At 70.3% G+C, this 21540-nt stretch carries 21 protein-coding genes, 1 other RNA gene and 1 pseudogene; 15 read left to right on the forward strand and 8 right to left on the reverse strand.

Going from position 1 to position 21540, the window contains the following annotated elements; genetic code table 11:
- Window positions 1-45 precede the first annotated feature (45 nt).
- The 7 genes and pseudogenes from ftsE to AC07FN_RS02960 all read left to right on the forward strand — a co-directional run bounded on the left by ftsE (window position 46) and on the right by AC07FN_RS02960 (window position 4581).
- Window positions 46-735, forward strand: a complete 690-nt coding sequence (gene ftsE, locus AC07FN_RS02930) for a cell division ATP-binding protein FtsE (RefSeq protein ID WP_093262250.1) — start codon at window positions 46-48, stop codon at window positions 733-735.
- Between the two features lie 266 nt (window positions 736-1001).
- A complete protein-coding gene (ftsX, locus tag AC07FN_RS02935) occupies window positions 1002-1904 on the forward strand; it encodes a permease-like cell division protein FtsX (protein WP_478394051.1) in 903 nt (300 codons plus the stop codon).
- Window positions 1905-1982: 78 nt separating this feature from the next.
- Window positions 1983-2459, forward strand: a complete 477-nt coding sequence (smpB, locus tag AC07FN_RS02940) for an SsrA-binding protein SmpB (protein WP_132482298.1) — start codon at window positions 1983-1985, stop codon at window positions 2457-2459.
- Window positions 2459-3358, forward strand: coding sequence for an amidohydrolase family protein (locus AC07FN_RS02945; RefSeq protein WP_478394052.1), 900 nt, complete (start codon window positions 2459-2461; stop codon window positions 3356-3358). Before smpB ends, AC07FN_RS02945 begins: the two co-directional genes overlap by 1 nt.
- Before the next feature lie 83 nt (window positions 3359-3441).
- Window positions 3442-3812: a transfer-messenger RNA gene (gene ssrA, locus AC07FN_RS02950) on the forward strand.
- Between the two features lie 171 nt (window positions 3813-3983).
- A pseudogene (locus tag AC07FN_RS02955) lies at window positions 3984-4433 on the forward strand (TetR/AcrR family transcriptional regulator C-terminal domain-containing protein); the annotation flags it as partial.
- 13 nt (window positions 4434-4446) lie between these two features.
- Window positions 4447-4581 (forward strand): hypothetical protein, encoded by a 135-nt coding sequence (locus AC07FN_RS02960; RefSeq protein WP_478394088.1) that lies wholly within the window; start codon window positions 4447-4449, stop codon window positions 4579-4581.
- 51 nt (window positions 4582-4632) lie between these two features.
- Here AC07FN_RS02960 and AC07FN_RS02965 read toward each other — a convergent pair whose 3' ends face one another.
- Together AC07FN_RS02965 and AC07FN_RS02970 are read right to left on the reverse strand one after the other, a co-directional pair.
- The gene (locus AC07FN_RS02965) at window positions 4633-5505 is read right to left on the reverse strand and encodes a DUF3626 domain-containing protein (protein WP_478394053.1); all 873 of its coding nucleotides are present in this window, start codon (window positions 5503-5505) and stop codon (window positions 4633-4635) included.
- Window positions 5506-5597: 92 nt separating this feature from the next.
- Window positions 5598-5996, reverse strand: a complete 399-nt coding sequence (locus AC07FN_RS02970) for a tautomerase family protein (RefSeq protein WP_478394054.1) — start codon at window positions 5994-5996, stop codon at window positions 5598-5600.
- 70 nt (window positions 5997-6066) lie between these two features.
- Here AC07FN_RS02970 and AC07FN_RS02975 point away from each other — a divergent pair, with 70 nt between their 5' ends.
- From AC07FN_RS02975 to AC07FN_RS02990, 4 genes are all read left to right on the forward strand, one after another.
- Window positions 6067-6528, forward strand: coding sequence for a MarR family winged helix-turn-helix transcriptional regulator (locus AC07FN_RS02975; RefSeq protein WP_452618305.1), 462 nt, complete (start codon window positions 6067-6069; stop codon window positions 6526-6528).
- Window positions 6529-6688: 160 nt separating this feature from the next.
- Window positions 6689-8140, forward strand: coding sequence for an alpha/beta fold hydrolase (locus AC07FN_RS02980; RefSeq protein ID WP_478394055.1), 1452 nt, complete (start codon window positions 6689-6691; stop codon window positions 8138-8140).
- 17 nt (window positions 8141-8157) lie between these two features.
- Window positions 8158-9300: a sensor histidine kinase gene (locus AC07FN_RS02985; protein ID WP_478394056.1), complete on the forward strand. Its 1143-nt coding sequence runs from the start codon at window positions 8158-8160 to the stop codon at window positions 9298-9300.
- Window positions 9297-9959 carry a response regulator gene (locus AC07FN_RS02990; RefSeq protein ID WP_478394057.1) on the forward strand — a complete coding sequence of 221 codons (663 nt, stop codon included), beginning with the start codon at window positions 9297-9299 and terminating at the stop codon, window positions 9957-9959. Before AC07FN_RS02985 ends, AC07FN_RS02990 begins: the two co-directional genes overlap by 4 nt.
- A 138-nt stretch (window positions 9960-10097) precedes the next feature.
- Here the strand turns inward: AC07FN_RS02990 and AC07FN_RS02995 are convergent, their stop codons facing one another.
- A complete protein-coding gene (locus tag AC07FN_RS02995) occupies window positions 10098-11096 on the reverse strand; it encodes an Lrp/AsnC family transcriptional regulator (RefSeq protein ID WP_478394058.1) in 999 nt (332 codons plus the stop codon).
- 126 nt (window positions 11097-11222) lie between these two features.
- Between AC07FN_RS02995 and AC07FN_RS03000 the strand changes: the two genes are divergently transcribed.
- Window positions 11223-12716, forward strand: coding sequence for an amidohydrolase family protein (locus AC07FN_RS03000; RefSeq protein WP_478394059.1), 1494 nt, complete (start codon window positions 11223-11225; stop codon window positions 12714-12716).
- The gene (locus AC07FN_RS03005) at window positions 12713-13984 is read left to right on the forward strand and encodes an MFS transporter (RefSeq protein WP_478394060.1); all 1272 of its coding nucleotides are present in this window, start codon (window positions 12713-12715) and stop codon (window positions 13982-13984) included. Before AC07FN_RS03000 ends, AC07FN_RS03005 begins: the two co-directional genes overlap by 4 nt.
- On the opposite strand, the gene AC07FN_RS03010 is transcribed toward AC07FN_RS03005, so the two are convergent.
- From AC07FN_RS03010 to AC07FN_RS03020, 3 genes are all read right to left on the reverse strand, one after another.
- Window positions 13957-14622 carry a hypothetical protein gene (locus tag AC07FN_RS03010; protein WP_478394061.1) on the reverse strand — a complete coding sequence of 222 codons (666 nt, stop codon included), beginning with the start codon at window positions 14620-14622 and terminating at the stop codon, window positions 13957-13959. The genes AC07FN_RS03005 and AC07FN_RS03010 overlap by 28 nt on opposite strands.
- Window positions 14623-14706: 84 nt before the next feature.
- A complete protein-coding gene (locus tag AC07FN_RS03015; RefSeq protein ID WP_478394062.1) occupies window positions 14707-15921 on the reverse strand; it encodes an MFS transporter in 1215 nt (404 codons plus the stop codon).
- Between the two features lie 164 nt (window positions 15922-16085).
- Window positions 16086-16985, reverse strand: a complete 900-nt coding sequence (locus AC07FN_RS03020; protein WP_478394063.1) for a LysR substrate-binding domain-containing protein — start codon at window positions 16983-16985, stop codon at window positions 16086-16088.
- A 61-nt stretch (window positions 16986-17046) separates the two neighbouring features.
- On the opposite strand from AC07FN_RS03020, the gene AC07FN_RS03025 reads away from it, so the two are divergent.
- On the forward strand, window positions 17047-18042 hold the full coding sequence (locus AC07FN_RS03025; protein ID WP_478394064.1) for an aldo/keto reductase: 996 nt from the start codon (window positions 17047-17049) through the stop codon (window positions 18040-18042).
- 65 nt (window positions 18043-18107) lie between these two features.
- On the opposite strand, the gene AC07FN_RS03030 is transcribed toward AC07FN_RS03025, so the two are convergent.
- A complete protein-coding gene (locus AC07FN_RS03030; protein ID WP_478394065.1) occupies window positions 18108-18836 on the reverse strand; it encodes an SDR family oxidoreductase in 729 nt (242 codons plus the stop codon).
- A gap of 83 nt (window positions 18837-18919) precedes the next feature.
- On the opposite strand from AC07FN_RS03030, the gene AC07FN_RS03035 reads away from it, so the two are divergent.
- Entirely contained in the window at window positions 18920-19324 is a 405-nt protein-coding gene (locus AC07FN_RS03035) for a MarR family winged helix-turn-helix transcriptional regulator (protein WP_478394066.1), read from the forward strand.
- A 47-nt stretch (window positions 19325-19371) separates the two neighbouring features.
- Here the strand turns inward: AC07FN_RS03035 and AC07FN_RS03040 are convergent, their stop codons facing one another.
- A complete protein-coding gene (locus tag AC07FN_RS03040; protein ID WP_478394067.1) occupies window positions 19372-21330 on the reverse strand; it encodes a UvrD-helicase domain-containing protein in 1959 nt (652 codons plus the stop codon).
- Window positions 21331-21540: the final 210 nt, after the last annotated feature.

The following is a 21540-nucleotide window of genomic DNA, read 5'->3' on the forward strand; positions in this document are numbered from 1 at the left end:
GGGTGAGTGATGTCCCCCTAACGGTCGCAGGTAAACTCACGCCCCGTGATCCGCCTTGAGCACGTGTCCAAGACGTACAAGACGTCGACCAGGCCCGCTCTCGACGATGTCTCGGTGGGCATCGAAAAGGGCGAGTTCGTGTTCCTCATCGGGCCCTCCGGGTCCGGCAAGTCGACGTTCATGCGACTGCTGCTGCGCGAGGACGTGCCCACCCGCGGTCAGGTCTTCGTCGCCGACTGGAACGTCGCCAAGCTGCCGCGGCGCCGCGTCCCGCGGCTGCGTCAGCGCATCGGCTGCGTGTTCCAGGACTTCCGGCTGCTGAACAACAAGACCGTCGCGGAGAACGTCGCCTTCGCGCTGGAAGTGATCGGCAAGCCCCGCAACGACATCCGCCGCGTGGTGCCGCAGGTGCTGCAGCTGGTGGGGCTCGAGGGCAAGGCCGACCGGATGCCGCACGAACTCTCCGGTGGTGAGCAGCAGCGCGTGGCGATCGCGCGGGCGTTCGTCAACCGGCCGCTGGTGCTGCTCTGCGACGAGCCCACCGGGAACCTCGACCCCGACACCAGCCAGGACATCATGCTGCTGCTGGAGCGGATCAACCGCACCGGCACGACGGTCGTCATGGCCACCCACGACCACTCCATCGTCGACTCGATGCGACGCCGAGTCGTCGAGCTAAGCCTCGGCCGGGTCATCCGCGACGATGCCCGCGGCGTTTACGGCGTCGGCCGCTAGAGAGTGTTTCGAAATTGGTTTGCGTAGCGGTGCGGGTGGCGGAACCTCAGATGCCCCCTCGCTGTGGGATCCCCGACATCATGAATGCCAATTCACCACGTCGGGGCTGTCCTCGCGAGGAGACATCTGAGAACCCGCGGCGGTGCGAGTTGAGTCCCACACCGCAAGCGGCTACCGCCGCTTATAAAACACGACCTAGCCCCGACGGCGGTCGACCCGCACCTGAGGACAACACCCCCCCCGACCGGCAGGAAAGCTGACACAAGATGCGCGCGAGCTTCGTATTCAGCGAGGTCGTCAACGGCCTTCGGCGCAACGTGACGATGACCATCGCGATGATCCTGACGACCGCCATCTCGGTCGGCCTGCTCGGCGGTGGTCTCCTCGTGGTCCGGATGATCGACAAGATGCAGGAGACCTACCAGGACCGCGTCGAGGTCGTGGTGTTCATGACCGATGACGTCAGCGCCAACGACAAGGACTGCACCCAGCAGCCGTGCGCGAACATCATGGCCGACCTCAATCGCGTCCCGGGCGTCGAGTCGGTGAAGTTCGAGGACCGGCAGAAGGCGTTCGAGAACTTCAACAAGGTCTTCGAGTCGCAGCCCGAACTGCGTGATGTGGCCCGCGCCGAGGCGATGCCCGCCTCGCTGCGCGTGAAGCTGTCCGATCAGGAGCGCTTCCCGGCGCTGCAGCAGCAGTTCAGCGGGCGGCCCGGCGTGGACAGCGTCGTCGACCAGGCCGAGTACCTGAACCGGCTGTTCGACGTGCTCAACGGGGTCCGCAACGCGACGTTCTCGATCGCGTTGGTGCAGGCGCTCGCCGCGTTGCTGCTGATCTCCAACACCATCCAGCTGTCCGCGTTCACCCGGCGCACCGAGACGGGCATCATGCGCCTCGTCGGCGCCACCCGCTGGTACACGCAGCTGCCGTTCCTCCTGGAGGCCGTGGTCTCCGGCCTCATCGGCGCGGTCCTGGCGATCGGCGGCCTGCTGATCTCCAAGGCCGCTTTCATCGACCGGGTCATGTCGCCGGTGTTCGGCACGGGCATCATCCCCAACGTCGAGTGGGGCGACATCGCGCTGATCTCGCCGATCCTGCTCCTCGTCGCGGCGGCCGTCTCGGCCATCACCGGCTACGTGACGCTCCGCCTGTACGTCCGGCTGTAGCGGGATTACCGGTGCCGCGGCCTGCGTTGCAGGCTGCGGCACCGAAAGTCACGTGACACGAAAGCTAGAGTTGTTCGTATGGTGAAGGAACGCGGCCGCAAGGTCATCGCGCAGAACCGCAAGGCGCGGCACGACTGGGCGGTGCTGGACACCTACGAAACCGGCATCGTGCTGACCGGCACCGAGGTCAAGAGCCTGCGGCAGGGCAAGGCGCAGCTCGTCGACGGCTTCGCCACCGTCGACGACGGCGAGGTCTGGCTGCGCAACGTGCACATCCCGGAGTACACCGAGGGCACGTGGACCAACCACGAGCCGCGCCGGTCCCGCAAGCTGCTGCTGCACAAGCACGAGATCCTCCGGCTGATCGGCAAGATCAAGGAGAGCGGGCTGAGCCTGATCCCGATGACGCTGTACTTCAGCGACGGGAAGGCGAAGGTCGAACTCGCCCTCGCACGAGGCAAGAAGGCCCACGACAAGCGGCAGGACCTGGCCAAGCGCGACGCGGACCGCGAGATGCAGAAGGCGATCGGTCGGGCTCGCAAGGGCATGCGGTAGTGCCGCCGCGCAGCGACGCGGATGTGCCCGCCTGGGTGGCCGAGCTGGGGCTGCCCGGGCTGGTCGACATCCACACGCACTTCCTGCCGGAACGAGTCCTGAACAAGGTCTGGGCCTACTTCGACGCGGCGCGCACGAACTACGGCTTCGAGTGGCCGATCCACTACCGGTACGCCGAGGAGGCCCGGATCCAGGCGCTCCGCGATCTCGGGGTGACGACCTTCGCGCCGCTGGTCTACGCGCACCGGCCGGACATGGCGGCCTGGCTGACCGGCTGGGCGATCGACTTCGCCGGGCGCACGCCTGACGCGGTGCCGACGGCGACGATCTTCCCGGAACCCGACGTCGCGGACTACCTGGCCAAAGCGCTCGACGCTGGGGCGCGGTGCGTGAAGGTGCACGTCCAGGTCGGAGCCTTCGACCCGCGCGACGAGTTGCTCGATCCGGCATGGGGACTGCTCGCCGAGGCGGGCGTGCCGGCCGTGGTGCACTGCGGCGACGGCCCGCGGAAGGGCGAGCACACCGGGCTCGACGTGTTCGAAGGCGTGCTGCGGCGCCACCCGCGGCTGCTCGCGGTGCTGGCGCACGCGGGCATGCCCGACTACGGGGTGGCGCTGGACCTCGTGGACCGCTATCCGGGCGTGCACCTCGACACCACGATGATCGGAACCGCATTCACCGAACGGATCGCGCCGTTGCCCGCGGACTGGCCGGCCAGACTGGCCGCCCACCCCGACCGGATCGTGCTGGGCACCGACTTCCCGAACATCCCGTACCCGTACGCCGAACAGCTCGCGGCCATCGCGAGCTGGGCCGAAGCCGACGACCGCCTCGGCCCGGACTTCCTGCGCGCCGTGCTGCACGGCACGCCGTCCCGGCTGCTCGGGCTCGGAACTTGATCGTTTACGGGATATGGGAATGATCGCCGGGGCGCGAGGCGTTATGCTGGTGTACACCGGTTCGAAAGACGAGCCGGCTGCAAGGGGGTGAACGGTTTCGACTCCGTACGTTGATCCAAGGGAAGCGTGCCGGTGTAGGCGGGAGGCCACCGTGAGCGTCGCCGCAATCGAATAAGCGCCGACAAGAGTCAGCGCGAGTTCGCCCTCGCCGCCTGAGCGAGGAGCGACTCTGTCGGACCGGGATTGCCTCCGACCCGGGATCCGGCATCAGCTAGGAGGCTCTAACCGCCAGGTCCGGTCGCGGGACCTGGTGGGACATCGAACAGCGACTGGGCTTGTCACACCGGCTAGTTCGCGGGACCGGTGAAGCCGAGCAGAGACACAGCGGACTGCGCACGGAGAAGTCTTGGTGAGGCGACGGAGGACCCGGGTTCGATTCCCGGCACCTCCACTTCGGTGGGAGGCGAGTGCTCGCGTAGAGCGCTCGCCTCTCCTCGTTTTCGGATCATTTTGGGGGGCCGAGCCCCCCAAGCCCCCCACGGTGCGATGGGCTCCTTTCGCGGGCTCCTTGCGGGCGGAGCGTTCCCGGCCTGGTCGCCGACCAGCGCCCTGTCTTGGTCGTTCCATGGGTCGATCCTGCGGGGCGTTTCCGGGCTGGTTGGGGGCCAGTGCCTTGTCTTGGTCGTTCCATGGGTCGATCCTGCGGGGCGTTTCCGGGCTGGTTGGGGGCAGTGCCTTGTCTTGGTCGTTTCATGGGGTTGCGCTTGTGGGGCCCGAGGCCGTTCCGCCGCGGATCGAGAGCGGGTCGTGGCAGGCCGGGCTCCGTGCCTACGCGCACTCCCTGCTGGCTGCGCTGCTCGCACACCCGAACGCGATCCCTCTGGTCGTGTCGCGGCCCGCGGTGACCGAGAGGAACCTGCGGATCATGGAGGACGCGCTCGGGTCGTTGTGCGCCGCGGGCTTCCCGCTGGACGTCGGCCTGGACGTGCTGCACTCGTTGTCCGGATTCGTCGTCGGGCACGTCGTGACGACCATGCGTCCCGAAGGTGGTCGGTTGGAGGCGTTCGAGCAGGTGCAGCAGTTGTCCGATGTGGACAGCGAAGAGTTCCCGCTGCTGGCCGAGGCCGCCGCCCGCGTCGAACGCCGCCCCGGGGGCGAACTCCCGCTTCGACTTCGCGCTCGACGCCATGCTGACCGGGTTCGAGGCCGTCCGGACCGCGTAGTTCGGGACATCCGGTGTGTCCGGGGCCGGTCTTGGGAACGGCTCCGCTCGTCTACTGGGGGCGGTGGTCGTCGTTCGCCAGTTCTGGAGTGCCGAAGCGGGCTGTGCAGTGCCAGACGCGCTTCAGTGCTTGTTCGTCGTAGCTTCCCGTTCGGGACGCATCTCCGATGACCTTCGGGGTCAGTCCCTCCTGGTCCATCAGCGAGAGGCCGAGCTCAACGTACTGGCGTCCTCGGTACTCCGGATTGCGGCGCAACTCCGCTGCCCGCAGGCGGAATCCGGGGTGGAATTCGAGTCGGCACCCCAGCCGGTTCGCCGCGTGCTCGATGTTCGTGTCGCGATAGCAGGGATCGAGGACCAGGGCTTCTACGTCTTCGGCCAGGGTCACCGGGCCGTGGATCTGGGCCTCGATGTAGTCGTCCAACGCGTCCTTGGCGTCACCGGTCGCCATGGCGATCAACGGCGACGCCTTGGCCGCCACCCCGAAGTCGGTCGGTTCGAAAACGCTGTCCGGGTAGCAGAACGTCACCCGCTCCATGGTCTCCGGCCGCAGTCGAAGGTGTGCCGAGCCGAAGCGGGGAGAGGCGCCCACCAGCCGGTGGCGGTAGTTCAACGATCCGTACTTGGGTCGTTCCGGTGGGGGCGAGTGGTCGTACGCGCCCGCGAAGATGCGGCTCTCCCACTCCCACCGATCGCCACCCGGATGCGCCGTCAGCCCGCCGTTGCTGGTGCCGGTCTCGAACTGGCTCCGGTAGACGCCGTCCCGTGCCATCGCTTCCAGGATCGGCACCCCGGCCAGCAGCCGATCCGGGTGGAAGTGCAGTGTCACCCGCAGCGACGGGTCGACGGTGCCACCTCCGCTGCGCGAGGCCACCCGCTCGATCGCACGCTGCTGGGCGCGGGACAGCCGCGGCGACCGGTTCATGGTGGTCAGTTTCTCGTGAGGAGCTCCGCTGCCGCCAGGGTGTTCGGATCAGTTCATCGCCGAGGTGGATCGCAGCGCCGGTATGGCCGCCGTCAGGCGACCTCGCCGCCGACTCCCGAGCGTCCCTGGGGGACGCCGACCAGGTGGACGGTCACGTCCCCCCGGATCTGGTCGCCGAAGACCTCCGTCGCCGCCTCGGTCATCGACGTGATCAGTACCGCCGGGTCGAGGCGGGTCAGGCCCGCTTCGCGCATGTTCAGGGTGACCTGCACCGCCTCCCGCGTCGCCGGCGCTCCGCCGGAACCCCAGCGGTGGCGGGGGATTCCGAACAGTTCCACGACCACCAGTGGCCGGAAGTTCTCCCCGTAGACCTCGGTCGCCGCATTGGTCAGGGCTTCGATGAGCTTGCGCTCGGTGCTCCCGTCGAGCATCTCTTCGTGCAGTTTCACGGTGAAGTGCGGCATGGTCGGCCCCTTCGGTCGTCGTAGCATCGATGGAGGAGAAGGTTTGCTTTGAAAGCAAAGCTTCTTTGTGAACAAAGATATTGGTTGGACGTGGTCAATGTCAACGAAGGACCGTGATCCGGGCGTCGATGATGCGATCCGGGCGCTGCTGCTGCTCATGCCGCGGCTGGTCGGGCGCGCCAAGAAGCTGCGGATCCCCGACGAGCTCCAGTCGCTCGCGCTTGCGCCGCGGCACCTTTCGCTGCTGTCCTACCTGCTCTTCGACGGGCCGATGACGGTGAACGAGCTGGCCACCAGGCTGGAAGTGGCGCCGACGACGGTGAGCCTGATGGTCGGCGAGCTGAGCCGCAAAGGCGTCCTGGAGCGGCGGGAGGACGAGGCGGACCGGCGACGGCGGATCGTCAGCATCACCGACGAGATGCTGCCCGCGATCGACGGCTGGCTGGCCCGCGGCGCCGACGCGTGGCGCAACGCGCTCGCGCCGCTGACGCCCGAGCAGCGGCGGATGTTCATCGACACCCTGCACGCCTACGAACTCGGCGTCGCCGGCGAGTCCTGAGCCGGCTCCGGGCCGTGAGTGCTTTTTGTCGATATAGCGGCAAAAAGCACTCACGGGACCCGCCTGGTCGAGCGTTTGTCCAGGCGGAAGCCATCGGCGGGGAGGAAGATCTGCCGGAAGGCTGACGACCGGCCGCGGCTCGGGCGACCAGGCTGGCGGCATGAAGACGAAGATCGCGAGTTTGCTCGGTGCCGTCGCCGTGCTCGGCGGGGTGGTGGCGGGTTCGGCGTCGGCGCAGCCGCCACGTGCGAGCGGGGATTCCGTCGCCTGGCGGGACTGCTTCGACGGTCTGCGGTGCGGCGAGATCGCCGTTCCCGCGGATTGGTCGCAGCCCGGGGGAGCGCAGATCGAGATCGGATTGGGGAAGCTTCCCGCCCGCGATCAGGCGACCAAGCTCGGCACGCTGGTGGTCAACCCCGGCGGGCCGAACCCGGTGCTCTTCGCCTTGCCTGCCGTGCAACGCCAGCTCGACGAGTTGACCAACTGGTTCGATGTGGTGCTCTTCGATCCCCGGGGCATGGGGGAGAGCAGTGGTGTGACGTGCCCGGAGCCGATGCCGTTCGCGGCGGAGTTGCCGCCCCCGGATCGCGAGGCTTACGGGGAGTACGCGCTGGCCGATCGCCGCTTCGCCGAGGCCTGCGAACCCGCGATGGGCCCGCTGCACGGCAACCTCAGCTCCTGGCAGGTGGCCCACGATCTGGACGCCATCCGCGTGGCGTTGGGCGAGCCCGAGCTCAACTACTTCGGCAACTCCTACGGCACCATGTACGGCCAGGCGTATGCGGAGCTGTTCGGCGGGCGCGTCGGGCGGATGTACCTGGACAGCGTGGGCGAGCACATCAGCCGCGAGCTGTACGACTGGGTCGCGCCCAAGGCTGCGACGCTCGAGAACAACCTGCAGCGGTTCGCCGATTGGTGCCAGGCGGAATCCAGCTGCGCGTTGGCGGGCCGGGATGTTCTGTCCACATGGGACAAACTGATCGCCGGGGCCGGGCTGGAACCGATCCCCGCTCCCGGGGCCGGCCCGGACGTCGTCGTCGGGGCCGAGCGGATCGTCGCGTCGACCGGGGAGAAGGTGCGTCGGGAGGACAACTGGCCCGCGTTGGCGACCGGCCTGGCCGCTGCGGACTCCGGCGATGCGACGGCGTTCGCTCCGCCATCGGCGCCGCCTCCGCAACCGGACGTGCCCGGGGCGGCGTTGATGGGGATCGCGTCGTGCGTGGATCTCGCATACCCCACCGGCTACGACGAGATGAAGCGCGCCGAGGCCAGGCTTCGCGCCGAGGTGGCACCGCGGTTGGGCTGGGGCATGCTCTGGACGACTGTCGGCAGGTGCGCCGGGCTGCCGCGCACCGGTAGCTTCCCGCCGCACCCGCTTCAGCCGGCCCCGGGCTTGCCGCCGGTCCTGATCGCCAACGGCAGCAACGATGGTGGCGCCCCGCCAGAACACGGCCGGCTCGTGGCATCGCAGCTGCCTGGTGCCCGGTACCTGCCCGCGGAGGGGAACCACGCGCTCTACCTGAGCGGGAACAGGTGCGTACGGGACCACGTGCACCGCTACTTGACCGCTGGTGAGCTGCCGCCTCCGGACGCGCACTGCTCGGCCGTTTGATCGGCTACAAACGTCCGATGAGCGTGCGCATGTCGGGGGCGGGGCTGCCGGCCTCGCCCCCAGGGCGTTTGTGGCGTCGCCTCGGCCCGACGACGCGGGACACCGTGCTGGCCGGCGTAGCTGCCGTGGTCGTGGCCGCTGCGGCGATGTGGCAGGGCACGGCGCCGGTGTTCGCGGTCGCTGGTTTCAGCCTCGCTGTGACGGCGCCGCTGGCATTGCGCCGCAGGCTGCCGCTGTCCGTCGCCGTCGTCGCAGCTGTAGTCGTGCTGGCCGGATCGTCGTTGCAGGGCTGGTCCGGGAAGCCCGTGGCGATGATCGCGTTCTGCTCGGCCGCCTACAACCGTCCGCAGCGCGTTGCGCCGGTGTTCGCGGCGTCCGTGTGTTGGCTGTTGATGTACGCGTCGGTGCTGCCCGCCGGGCAGTTCGGCACTGAGTTGTTCGCCGAGGCGGTGATCACCGGGATCGCTCCGGTGGCGGTCGGCTACGCGATGCGGTTGCACGGGGAACGCGCCGAGCAGGCGGCCCGGCTGCATCGAGCGGAAGCGAGCCGGGCGTTGGCCGAGGAGCGCGGCCGGATCGCCCGCGAGGTGCACGACGCGGTGGGGCACCATCTGACGGCCATCCGGATGCAGGTCGGTTCCGCGGTCTACGCACTGCGCGACCTCCCGCCCGCTGCGGGGACCGCTTTCGGCACGGTCGATTCCCTCGCCGCAGCCGCTTTGGGGGAGGTTCGCGAGCTGTTGGAGACGCTGCGTCACGACGACGACCCCGGTGGCTCCGCCCTGGACGACGTCGACGCGTTGGCCGATCGGTTGTCCACATCGGAGTGCCCGATCACCGTTGTCCGGCACGGCAAGGTCACCGCACTGCCGCCGCTGGTCGAGCACGGTGGCTATCGGCTGGCCCAGGAGGCGCTGACCAACGCCGTCCGGCATGCCCGCGCCGACGGGATCAGGGTGGAGATCGGGTACGCGGCCGAGGAGGTCACGATCGCGGTCGAGGACGATGGCCCGTCGCGTGACCTCGCAGCCGAGGGACACGGCATTCGCGGCATGCGGGAACGCGCGCACCTGCTCGGTGGCAGCCTGCTGATCACGCTCAGGCGGCCGCACGGTTGGCTGGTTCGGGCGACCCTGCCGACGGAGAGGGCGACGCGGTGACGATTCGGGTGCTGATCGCCGATGACCAGGCGGCGGTGCGGTCCGCGCTGCGGCTCGTCCTCGACACAACGCCGGGCGTGCGGGTGGTCGCCGAGGCCGCCGATGGTGCCGAGGCGATCCGGCAGGCGCGATCCCGCCGACCTGACGTCGCCGTTGTCGACATCCGGATGCCCAGGCTGGACGGGATCGCCGTCATCCGGACGCTCACCGCGCCGGATGCCGCGCACGTTCCGGCGGTCATCGCGCTGACGACCTTCGACCTGGACGAGTACCTCTTCGAGGCTTTGCGGGTCGGCGCCACCGGATTCCTGCTCAAGGACAACAATCCGCAGCTACTCGTCGACGCCGTGCGCGCTGCCGCCCGTGGCCAGGGCCTGATCGATCCGCAGGTCACCGGGCGGCTGGTCCGCCGCTTCGCGCGGCTTTCACCGCAGCCCGCCGGCTCGGATCTCGCCCGGCTGACCGCACGGGAACACGAAGTGCTGCTGCAGGTCGCGCGCGGGTTGAGCAACGGCGAGATCGCGCGGGCGTTGTGGATCGAGGAGGGCACGGTCAAGACGCACGTCGCGCGGATCCTCGCCAAGCTCGGCCTGCGGACCCGGGTGCACGCGGTCATCTACGCGCACGAGCACGGGTTGACGCTGTCGGCCGACCCGTGAGTCTTTCGGGTCGGCATCGAGCTCGTTCCAGACTCGTTCTGCGTGGTGGTGCCGGTTGCGCAGGTGGGCCAAGCGGCTGCGCCCCTTCGAAACCCCGCCCTACCGCACCGGCCTCTGCAGCAAGTCCAAAGGACTCCGCTACGCCGGGAGGGCCGCCCAGGGATCCACCGGGACGACCCTGGTGCTCCGGCCCTCGTCGTCGAGGATCCGGCCGTGGACCTTGGTCGTGCGCAGGACCAGCTTCCGGTCCACCACCTCGGCGTCGGGGTGGTCGTGGGCGATCCGGATCAGCAGTTCGTCCAGGTGGCTCAGCGAGCGCAGGCCCACGATCAGGCCCAGGTTCGCCGGGCTCGCGACCGCCGCGCAGTGCCGGGTTTCCGGCCAGCCGCCGAGGGATTTGCCGATGCGCTGCACCTCCGTGTCCGGAACCGCCAGCCACAGCAGCGCCATCGCGTGCCAGCCCGCCAGCGGGCGGGCCACGTCGCAGCGGAACGCGATGTCGCCGTGGCGGCGGAGCCGGTCGAGGCGGCGCTTCACCGCTTGCGGCGAGGTGTTCAGCTCGGCCGCCAGGCTCGCGTAGCTGCGCCTGCCGTCGTCGCCGAGCGCCAGGAACAGGGCCCGGTCGGCGGCGCCGAACGGCCGGATCTCGCGCGGCCTCGGCCCGACCGCTTCGCGGACCTGCTCGGCCTGGCTCCGGTTCATCACGCCGAGCCGCCAGATGATGCCGCCGAAGGTGCTGCCGAAGACGTGGCTGCGGAGCCTGGTGACCTCCGCCGGCACCGGCAGGGTCCGCACCAGCACGTTGGAGATCGCGCCCAGCGTCGGCGCCATGACGAGCGCGAAGACCTGGTACTCGCCGGTGGTCACGCCGACGGTGATCACGTGCGGCAGTTCGGCGAGCTTCTCGGCGACCCGCAGCTCGGTGCCGGGCGCGCAGGCGAACTCGATGGTCGCGCCCTTCGCCGAGCTGTTGCCCAGCGCCACGGTGATCCAGGCGGCGCCGGCGTCGGTGAGCCGCTGCCAGCGGCGCGCCAGCGTGATCGGCGCCAGCTCCAGCACCTCCGCCAGCGCGGTCCAGCTCGCTCGCGGGTTGATCTGCAGGGCGTCCACCAGCGCGAGATCCACTTCGTCCAGCACCGGGCGACCTCCTCGCGCGTGACGGCCGGATGACGGCCGCGTCGTTTTCCGACATTCAAACCGCACCTCGCGGAGATATCCATCGTTCTGCGGTTGTTGTGACGAGGTTTCCCCACGCTGCATCGCATGGTGAGCGGCGAGCAGCGGTTCGAACTGGTCCTGGCGGGTGCGCGGGTGATCGACCCGGAGACCGGCCTGGACGAGGTGCGCGACGTCGGCATCAGCGGCGGCCGGATCGCGGCCGTCTCGGCGTCCCGGCTGACCGGCGATGCGGTCGTCGACGTCTCCGACCGCGTGCTCGCGCCGGGCTTCATCGACATGCACAGCCACGCGCAGACGGTCACCGGACTGCGGTTGCAGGCCCTCGACGGCGTGACCACGGCGCTGGAGCTGGAAGCCGGTGCGCTGCCGGTCCGGACCGCCTACGCCGAGGCGACCGCCGAAGGGCGGCCGATCAACTTCGGCTACTCCGCGGGCTGGGCGCTGGCCCGGATGCGGCTGCTCGACGACGCTGCGCTGGGCACGTCGTTCGGCATGTTCTCGAAGCACCAGGGCGCGCCGAACTGGCGTCGGCCCGCCGGTGCCCGCGATGTGGCTCGGGTGTTGGACCTGCTGGAAGAGCAGATCCACGACGGGGCTCTCGGCATCGGGGTGCTCGTCGGCTACGCGCCCGACTCGGGCCGCGACGAGTACTTCGCGGTGGCCTCGCTGGCCGCGCGGCTCGGCGTGCCGACCTTCACCCACACCCGCTTCATCTCCACGGAGGAGCCCGGGACCTCGCTGGAAGGCGCGCTGGAGGTGATCGCGGCGGCGGCCGGGACCGGCGCGCACATGCACATGTGCCACATCAACAGCACGTCGAACCGGATGATCGACGACATCGCGGGCGCGGTGGACCGCGCCAGGGGATACGGCCTGCAGGTCACCACCGAGGCGTATCCGTACGGCTCGGCGTCGACGGTGATCGGTGCGGCGTTCCTGGCACCCGAGCTGCTGCACCGGCTCGGGATGGTGCCGAAGAACATCCTCTGCCTGGCCACGGGGGAGCGCGTCGCGGACGCCGCGCGGCTGGCGGAGCTGCGGGAAGCCGATCCCGGCGCGCTGATCCTCTTCGACTGGCTCGACGAAACCGATCCGGCGGATCTGGCGACGCTGCAGCGCTCGTTGCTGTTCGCCGACACCGCGATCGCTTCGGACGCGGTGCCGCTGGCGGGGCAGGCCGGCGACGCCTGGCCGGTCGCCGGCGACGTCCTCACACATCCGCGCAGCGTCGGCTGCTACGCGCGGACCTTCGGCTGGCTGGTCCGCGAGCTCGGCGTGCTGTCGCTGGCCGAAGCCGTCCGGCGCTGCACCCTGCTGCCGGCGCAGATCCTCGAAGCCGCGGCGCCCGCGATGAGGCGCAAGGGCCGGATCCAGGTCGGCGCCGACGCCGACATCGTGGTGTTCGACCCCGGCGCGATCGCCAGCGGCGCCACCGCAACCCAGGTCCGGCCCTCCACCGGGATCGACCACGTGCTCGTGGGCGGCACCTTCGTGGTCCGCGACGAGCAGATCCAACTCGACCGCCTGCCCGGCGAACCGATCTTCGGTCGCCACCGCAACCGCACGGAGCAACCATGACCAACACCGCCGTGGCACCCGACGCCCTGTACCGGCGGGTGGGCTGGCGGATCCTGCCGCTGCTCATCCTCTGCTACACCTTCGCGTACCTGGACCGCGTCAACATCGGGTTCGCCAAGCTGCAGATGCAGGAGGACGTCGGGATCAGCGAGTCGGTCTACGGGCTGGCCGCCGGGATCTTCTTCCTCGGCTACGTGATCTTCGAGGTGCCCAGCAACCTGCTGCTGGCGAAGATCGGCACCCGCAAGACGATCTTCCGCATCATGGTCCTCTGGGGGCTCACCTCGGCGGCGATGATGTTCGTCAGCGACGCGACGTCGTTCTACGTCCTGCGCTTCCTGCTCGGCGTGTTCGAGGCCGGCTTCGCGCCCGGCATCATCTTCTACCTCACCTACTGGTACCCGCCGGCGCGGATGGCGGCGGCGATGGGGCTGCTGATGCTGCCCGGCCCGATCGGCTCGATGCTCGGCGGTCCGGTCTCCTCGTGGCTGATCACCCACTTCGAGGGCGTCGCCGGATTGCACGGCTGGCAGTGGATGTTCCTGCTGGAAGGCCTGCCGTGCGTGGTGCTCGCGGTCGTCGTCTGGCTGACGCTGGTCGACACCCCGGACCAGGCGAAGTGGCTCAGCGCCGAGGAGAAGGAGCTGCTGCGCCGGGACCTCGCGGTGGACCGGGGCAAGGGCAAGCACGACTTCCGGGAGGTGCTGCGCGACCCGCGCGTCTACGCCCTGGCGATCGGCTACTTCTGCCTGATCAGCGGCCTGTACGCGGTGAGCTTCTGGCTGCCGACGATCCTCAAGGAGAACGGGCTCACCGACACCGTCACGATCGGCCTCTACTCGGCGCTGCCGTACGCGTTCGCGATCGTGCTGATGATCGTGCTGGGGCGGCGTTCGGATCGCACCGGCGAGCGCCGGCTGCACAGCTCGATCACCGCGCTGATCAGCGCGATCGCGCTCGCTGTCGCTGCCTTCACGGCCAGCAGCTTCGCCATCTCGCTGATCGCCATCATCGTCGCCACCGCGTGCATGTGGGCGTCGTACACGGTGTTCTGGGCGATGCCGTCGACCTACCTGAAGGGCACGGCGGCGGCCGGCGGGATCGCGCTGATCAACAGCATCGGCCTGCTCGGCGGGTTCATCAGCCCGACGCTGATCGGCTTCGTCAAGGACGCCACCGGGAGCACGGTGGTGGGCCTGCTCTCGATGGTCGCCCTGCTGCTGATCGGCAGCGTCGCGATCTACGCCAACCGGCTCCCGGCGAGCTGAGGCCGGAGCTGCCGTCGCCGGGCGATGAGGCGGGCGGCCAGGACGACGAGCTGGCACAGCGGGGAGGGGAAGCCGAGGGCCAGGCCGATCGCGATGTCGATCAGCGGCGCGGCCACCGTCGCGGCGAAGACGCGGTTCGAGGCTGTCGGCAGCTTCTCCTTCGCCGCCCAACCGGTGCGGCGCCAGGGCTTGGCGACGGACAGCCACGCCTGGAAGGCGATCGCCGAGGCCATCAGCGCGGTGCCGACCAGCAGCGCCGGTGGCGGGGCCAGCCCCGCCCGGGCGGCTTCGACCGAGGCTTCCAGCGCGTCGGAGAGGAGGAAGATCCCGGCGTAGAGCTGGACGATGGTGATCGCGAACTTCGCCAGCACCCACCAGTTCCGGAAGAAGCCCCAGGGCGTGGACGCCGCGAGCATGAAGCCGGTGAACGCCGCGGCGTTGGCGAACGGCGCGAGCAGCTGCGTGTCCACGACGTGCGCCATCGAGGTCGCGCCGATCCGGACCGCGGGGTCGTCGCTGGTGGTGCTCGTCGCCAGCAGGGTGAAAAGCACCAGTGCCTGGGCCATCCAGCCCACGGAGGTGATCACGTGCAGCCAGACGACGGCCTGCCGCCACCGCTGCGAGTTTCGCTTCGACACCGCACCAGACTGCGGATCGCCTCACCTGCGGACATCCGGCGGCACCCCGGGAATCTCCCCGATCCGGCCCCTAGGGCTCGCTAATCAGTGCTCGGCCCGCAGCGCGGCGAGCAGGCCGACGGCGGCCACCACCGCGACGGCGATCGCGTAGGCGTTGGCGGTCACGCCCAGGCCGACCCACGTCACGGCGATGCCCGCCGCCACCGCCGGGAGGCTGAAGGCCGAGTAGTTGACCGTGTACACCGTCGCGAACAGGGCCGCGCGGCTGTCCGGCGCAGCCAGCCGGGACACGCTGCCGAACGCGCCGAGGAACGCGGCGCCGAAGCCGAATCCGGTGATCACCGTGCTGCCGAAGAACAACGGCGCCGAGGTCGTGGCCAGCGCGGCGAGGGTGCCGGCCAGGCCCACCAGCAGCGTCGGCACGCCGGCGATGATCGCGGTGCGCGGGGCGACGCTGCGGAACGCGACCGACCCGATCGCGCTCGTGCCCATCAGGCAGCAGACCACGAAGCCGCCCACCAGGTGGTTGGTGATGCCCAGCAGCTCGATGGCCAGGGACGGGCCCAGCGACATGTAGAAGCCGGTCATCGACCAGGTGGTGATCAGGATCGGCACCACGGTGAGGAACCGGCCGCGGGCGTCGGCGGGCACGCCGATCCTGGGCCGCAGCGAAGCCAGCGCACCTGGCCGTCGCGGCGACGTCTCGGGCATGAGCGCGATGCCGACGGCGGCCACCGCGCACGCCGCGAGGAGCAGCACGTAGACCAGCGTGGTCGGGGCGGGCGCGTACTCGACGAGCAGGCCCGAACCGATCGCGCCCGCGCCGAGGCCGATGCCCGGGGTGGCGGTGTTGATCAGCGGGGCCAGCTTCGGGCGGAGGTCGACCAGGCAGGCGCTGGTCGCGCCGGTCGCCAAACCCGTTGCGAGGCCTTGCAAGATGCGTGCCGCGAGGAGCCAGCCGCTGCTATCGGCGGTGATGAACGCGAGCATGGCGACGGCCTGGGTGGCGAGCGCGGTGAGCAGCGCCGGGCGCCGACCGATGTGGTCGGACAGGGCGCCGACGGTGACGAGCGCAGCGAGGAGCGCGATCGCGTAGACCGCGAAGACCACTGTGAGCGTGATCGCGGAGAAGTGCCATTCGGCCTGGTAGACGGAGTAGAGCGGGGACGGGGCCGCGGCGGCGCACATGAAGGCGAGCAGCGTGGCGGCGAGGGTCCAGAACGCGGCGTTGCGTGACAGACGCCCGGGCTGGGGCTTGTCGGTCGCCGGGGCATGCGGGGCCGGCGGGGCAGAGGTCACCTGTTCTCCTAAGCGAGGATCGACGTTCTGGGAGACGTCGCCCGGCGCCGGACAATTCCTGCCGCGGCCCGCAATTCCACCCAGTGGGCGCGAAAACGCCCGAATTTAGGCAAAATCGGACATCTCTGCCGGAGTCGGGGCTGCCTGGTGGTTTCCGATTTCGCCTAAAACCGGGAGGAATCCGAGCGCGGCGGCTCAGCTGCCAGGGCCGTGAGGAAGGCCCGGACCGCCGGGCGCGTGTCTTCGGCGCGCCAGGCGATGGCGAGCTCCGCCGGGGACAACCCGGCGACCGGCCGCGTGGTGATGCCGGGGCGGGCGTAGAGCTCCGCGTTGCCCTCCGCGAGGAGCACCACGCCCAGCCCCGCCGCGATGGCCTCGAACACCTCGTCCGCCGCCTCCGCGACCGCGCCGATCACCGGCGCGCGGCCCTGCCGGGCATCGGTGGCCAGCCAGAAGTCGCGGAGCTCGGCCGCTTCCGGTGGGAGCGCGATGAACGGTTCGTCGAGCAGGTCGGCGAACGGGATTTCCGCCTTGCCCGCCAGCGCGTGATCGTCCGGCAGGGCGATCACCCGCCGCTCGCTGAACAACGTCCGGGTGCTGATGTCGCGCGGTTGCACCGGCCGCCAGACGAACGCGACGTCGGAGCTGCCGTCCGCGAGTCCCGCGGTCGGGTCCGTCCAGTCCACGAGCCGCAGGACCACGCGGCAGTCCGGCATCTGCTCGCCGAACCGGCGCATCGCCCGGCGCTGCAGGCCGCGGCCGACGGCGGTCTGCATGCCGACGACCAGTTCGCGCTGCTCCGCCGCTTCTCGTGCGGCTTGCTGCGCGCGTTCCCACGCGGCGACCGTCGCGGCGGCTCCGGGCAGCAGCGCTTCGCCTTGCGGGGTGAGCAGCACGTCGCGCGATCGGCGCTCGAAGAGGTCGAAGCCGAGCTCGCGTTCGAGCACCCGGATCTGCTTCGACAGCGCGGGCTGCGAGACGAAGAGCCGTTGCGCGGCCCGGGTGAAGTGCAGCTCCTCGGCCACCGCGAGGAAGTACCGCAGGTGTCGCAGGTGGACGTCCATAACCATCGGTTATAGCAGCGGATCTTCGACATCGTGCCGGATCGGCCGGAAGATCGTTGCCATGACTGGAGAACTTCCCGCCCGGACCCTGGGCGGCCTCGACGTTTCGGCCATCGGATTCGGCGCGATGGTGCTGTCGCCCGGCATGTACGGCGAGATCGACGACGACCGGGCGGTCCGGGCGCTGCGCCACGCGCTCGACGCGGGCACGACGTTCATCGACACCAGCGACGGCTACGGCGCGGACGGGCACAACGAGCGCATCATCGGCGAGGCCGTGCGCGGCCGGCGCGATGACGTCGTGATCGCCACGAAGTTCGGCTTCCGGATCCCGGAGGGCGCGGAGTCGCACCAGTTCCCGGTGAACTACGCCTTCGGCGAGCTGGCGGTGAACGCCGAGCCGAAGCACGTCCGCGGCTACGCCGAGCAGAGCCTCGCCAACCTCGGCACCGACCGGATCGACCTGTACTACCCGCACTTCCCGGACCCGGTCGTGCCGATCGAGGACACCGTGGGCGCGGTCGCCGAGCTGATCCGGGACGGGCTGGTCCGGCACCTCGGTCTGTCCAATGTGGATGCGGAGCAGCTGCGCCGGGCGCACGCCGTGCACCCGGTCGCCGCGGTGCAGACCCAGTGGTCGATGTGGCAGCCGATCGACGCGGACCTGCTCGCCGCCGCCCGCGAACTGGGGGTGGGCGTGGTGGCGTGGAGCCCGCTGGGCGGCGGGTTCCTCACCGGCACGGTCCGGGAGGTCTCCGAGGGCGACTTCCGGCGCAACATCCCGCGCTTCGACGCGGCGCACCTGGCCGCCAACAACGACCGCTACGCGCCGATCCGGTCGCTGGCCGCAGAACTGGGCATCTCGCCCGGTCAGCTCGCGCTTTCCTGGCTGCTGCACCAGGATCCGGCCGTGGTGCCGATCCCCGGATCGCGGACGCCCGCGCACATCACCGAGAACCTCGAAGCGGCCCGGATCGGCCTGCACGCCGACACCCTGGCCAGGGTGGACCGGGCGCTGCGCGAGTTCTCCCCGATGGGCGCCGGGAACCTGCGCTGACGCCTTTCGCCGTCGTGAGTGGCTGTGGTCGCTGGAGCGGCCACCACCACTCACGACCGGACGGCTCAGAACGTGCCGCCGCCGGCGTTGATCACCTGGCCCGTGACCCAGCGGCTGTCGTCGGAGGCCAGGAACGCCGCGATGTCGGCGATGTCGCCGGGCTCGGCGATGCGGCCCAGCGGCGTTTCCGCCGCCATCTTCTCGATGGCCGACCCGGGCTGGATCGTGGTCAGCGCATCCGTTCGGGTCGCGCCGGGGCACACGCTGTTCACGGTGATCCGGCGCGGCCCCAATTCCTTCGCCAGCACCCGGACCAGCTGGTCGCCGGCGGCCTTGGCGGCGCCGTAGAGGCCGGTGCCGGGCCGGTTCACCGCGGTGACGCCGCTGGAGATCACCACGATCCGGCCGCCGTCGCGCAGCCGGTTCGCCGCCTCCCGCAGGGCTATGAAGGTGGCGCGGGCGTTGGTGCCGAACAGCACGTCGAAGTCGTCGTCGGTCGCCTCGGCGATGGGCGAGAAGCGGGCGGTGCCGACGTTGTTCACCAAGACGTCGAGGCCGCCGAAGTGCTGTTCCGCGGCGTCGAAGAGGGCGCGCAGCTGGGCCGGGTCGGTGACGTCGGCCTGCGCCGCCGTCGCCCGCCCGCCGACGGCTTCGATCTTGGCGACGACCTCGTCGGCGGCGGCCCGGTCGGACCGGTAGTTGACGACCACGCTCATGCCGTCGGCACCGAGCCGTTCGGCGATGGCCCGGCCGATGCCGCGCGAGCTCCCGGTCACCAGGGCGACTCCGTCCACGTTCTCCTCCGTCGGTAGAGATAATAGTCGAGATCATTAACTAAATTTGTCGAGATTGTCAACATTCGGGATAGCCTGCGCGGATGGACCCGGACTTCTCGCGCGCCCTGATGGCCCTGCATCGCGAACTGCGCGGGCTCTACGCGGTCATCGCTCGCCGCTTCGGGCTGACACCGCAACAGGTGGAGCTGCTGTGCCTGCTCAAGGACCGCACGCCGTCCTTCGGTGAACTCGCGGCCCTGCTCGGCTGCGACAAGACCAACATCACCGGCATGGTCGACCGGCTGGAGCGGCGCAGCCTGCTGACGCGCGTGGCGGATAGCAGCGACCGCCGGATCAGCCGGCTGAGCCTGACGGACGAGGGCGAAGCCCTGGGCAACGAGCTCCGCGAGGCCTTCACCGTGCACGTCGCCGAGCGCTGGGGTGCCCTGCCGTCGTCGGCCACCGCGGCGATCGTGTGCCTGGCGCAAGCCGATCGTGAGCGGTGAGAACCGGATTCAGCGCTCTTGCGGTTCGTGAGCGGTGAGAACCGCGCTCACGACGCGACGACGGTGCCGATCCACAGGAAGTCGCGGGCTCGCGTCAGGGCCACCAGGCGTTGCCGGTGCAGCGCCTCGCGCTCTTCCCGGTAGCCGCCTGACAGCAACCGCTCGTCAGGCAGGAACACGCTGCGGAACTCGGTGCCCTTGGCACGGTGCACGGTGCCGACGTGGATCGGCCCGGACTCCCGGCCATCCCAGCGGTCCAGCGGCCGAACCGCGAAACCCGCCTTGCGCAGCACCCGTTCCCAGTGCTCGGCGGCGCCGTTGGTGCAGGTGAGCACGGCTGCGGCGGTGTCGTCTTCGAGCCGCCGGAGCGCGGACACCAGCGCCTCGTCCTGGTCGTCGCCCTGCCACTCGACGACTCGCCCGCCGCGCAGCACCGGCAGCGCCGAGCGCAGCGGGACGGTCGGGCCGCCGTCGAGGTCGTCGAACCGGTTGACCGCGTCGAGCTCCCCGGCCTGCTCGACGATCGCGGTGCGGTTGCGGTAGTTGCGCCGCAGGATCTCGCCGCGCCCCTGCAACGAGATCCCGGCCTCGGACAGCCGCCAGCCGCCGGCGTACACCTGCTGCTGGCCGTCGCCGACGAGCAGCAGCTGGTTCGGCTCGTCGCCGCTGATCGCGTGCACCAGCCGCAGCCCGATCAGGGTCAGGTCCTGGACCTCGTCGACGACCACCGCGGTGTACTGCCGGGGCAGCGGGCTGCGTTCGAGCTCTGCCAGCGCCCGCATCAGCACGTCGTTGTGGTCGGACACGCCCCGCTCGCCCAGCGCGCGCTCGTACTCGCAGTAGAAGTGCCAGACGTGGGCCCGGAATTCGGCGGGCAGGTTCGCGCCGCGGCCCTTGCGCGGCACCGCCCGGTAGGCCTCCAGCGACCGGATGCCGCGGCCCTTGATCACCCGGTCGATCTCGTCCTTCCAGTAGCCGCGCGCGGCCCGGAAGTTCCGCAGCGGAGTGGACAGCTCGGCGCGCTGCCACACCGCTTCCAGGGCCTGCTCCACCTGCGGTTCGTCGACATCGGCGGCCCGGCCGCGGTCCTCCAGGAAATCCCGCGCCCAGGTGTGCAGGTGGGTGAACTCGATGCGCGACGCGAGGTGCGGGGCCAGCGACCGGAACTGCGCCTCGGCGATCTTCGGCAGGTTGCTCAGGTGCGTGGTGAACAGCAGCGGCCCGGTGCTCCGCCGCGCCAGGTAGGCCAACCGGTGCAGGGCCAGCACGGACTTGCCGGTGCCCGCCGGGCCGGTGATCCGCGCCGGACCGGAGTAGTGCCTGCGCACCGCGCCGTGCTGGGTGTCGTCCAGGAAGATCCGCCAGTCCCGGAACGGCCGGTCCAGGGCGTGCTCGACGCGCTCGCGACGCAGGTCCCGCACGTCGAACAGGCCCGCGGAGCCCGGTTGGCCCGGCCCGCGTTGCTGCGGGATCCGCTTCGGGTTCCACATGATCGGCGTCAGGTCGAAGGTGCGGCTGTCCAGGTACCGGGCGATCGCCAGCGCATCCGCGGCCGTGAACACCTCGTCGCCGCGCCCCAGGATCCGGTCCAGCTCGGCCTCGGTGATCGCGAGGTGCTCGCCGGTGTGCCCGCGGCGGCCCTGGTGGTCGACGGGATGCACGACCACCGTCCGGGCCGCGGACTCGGTCAGCACGCCCGGCCCGATCGACGCCCCGGCCAGCAGTTCCGCGATCCACAGGAACGCCGCCCGCGAGTCCTCCCAGCCGGGTTCGGCTTCGCGCAGCAGGATCACCAGCACCCCGGTCGGCCCGACCAGCACGGCATCGGGGCGATTGGCCGGGGTGTGCGGCGCGAACTGGTTGAGCAGCGGGTACCAGCCGTTGTCGCGCTCCACGGCGAACCGCTGCAGCACCCGTTTCTGCCAGGTCGGCAGGAGCCTGTCGCGCAGTTCCGCCTCGGCCTCGCGGCGCAGCCTCTCCTGGCGGTGGTGGAAGGTCCCGGTCACGGCGCCTCCAAATCTCGCGGGGCACCCACGGCCGGACGGCCGGCACGAGCGCGGAAATCGAGATCGTCGCTCATGACGCCTCCGGCATCCGATGGGAAACCCGCCCCCGGTCGACGGCCGGAGCCGCCGAGGGTCGACCACGGTAAGAGCACGCTCGGTATCGACATTAATGCGTTGCGTGTCGTTTTCGGGCGCCCTCGGGCGGGATCA

The organism is Saccharopolyspora sp. NPDC045941, from assembly GCF_056431445.1.